The sequence below is a fragment of the Barnesiella sp. CU968 genome, from assembly GCF_905219685.1.
Classification (GTDB): Bacteria; Bacteroidota; Bacteroidia; order Bacteroidales; family Muribaculaceae; genus Lepagella; species Lepagella muris_A.
The window spans coordinates 1-1,085 of record NZ_CAJMXD010000593.1; the positions used below are offsets into that span (position 1 = coordinate 1).

Sequence of the window (1,085 nt, forward strand, 5' to 3'; positions counted from 1 at the left end):
CAGAAAATCGCGTAACCAACATGAATACAGAGTTTAACAATTTCGCATTAACAGATTTTAAGAGACGCCAGTGAAGCGGCTTAAAATAAAACTTAAATTTGGGACTGTCGTCTTTCGCTTAATTCTACTTTTAACCCCTCCTTAACTTGTCATGCAAAATTACTAAATATCAGCCATATGTTGAACATGTTATACAACATACCTCTTCCAATTTACATTTTTAGCAATAATTACTGTCTCAATTTTTTCAAAGTTGTCTAAAAAAATCCTATTATCTTTATCTGTAATATTTTACATTTTTTACAAACTCGAATTGTTGTCCAAAACAATAATTTTGTCAATAAATTTATCCTGTAAAATTTGCGCATCACACATAATAATCCTACCTTTGCAATGCATTTGAGGAGGCATGCTCAATACGCGTCTACCTTAATATACATGCCGATTAACAATTCCATTATAATCATGATACAGATTGTTGAGAAACGTGATGGTCGCGTTGTGGGCTATAACGAAGAAAAAATAAAAGCTGCTATACGCAAAGCCATGTTGACAACAGAAATGGGCGAAGATGAGGCTTTGGTTCAGAAAATCACCGACCGTGTCGGCATGAGCGGCAAGGACCGCATGACTGTCGAAGAAATTCAAGATCGCGTGGAGATAGAACTGATGAAGTCGGCAAGAAAGGACGTGGCAAAACGGTATATAGCATATCGCGACCAGCGGTCTATCGCCCGCAGGGCAAAAACCCGCGACATGTTTCTTGAGATCATCGAGGCTAAGAACAATGACATTACTCGCGAGAACGCCAATATGAACACAGATTCTCCGGCCGGAATGATGATGAAATTCGCAAGCGAGACCACAAAACCGTTTGTCGATGACTACCTGCTGAGTCCGGATGTAAAGGCTGCTGTCAAAAACAACTATCTGCACATACACGACAAAGACTACTACCCTACAAAAAGTCTGACTTGCGTGCAGCATCCACTCGACAGGATTCTCAAGAAAGGATTTGTTGCAGGACATGGAGAATCACGTCCGGCCAAAAGAATTGAAACTGCAAGCATAATAGGTTGTATTTC

At 39.8% G+C, this 1,085-nt stretch carries 1 protein-coding gene; it reads left to right on the forward strand.

Going from position 1 to position 1,085, the window contains the following annotated elements; genetic code table 11:
- Nucleotides 1-465 precede the first annotated feature (465 nt).
- Nucleotides 466-1,085: anaerobic ribonucleoside-triphosphate reductase (nrdD, locus tag JX312_RS13915; protein WP_239653942.1), on the forward strand; the 620-nt coding region annotated here is incomplete at its 3' end.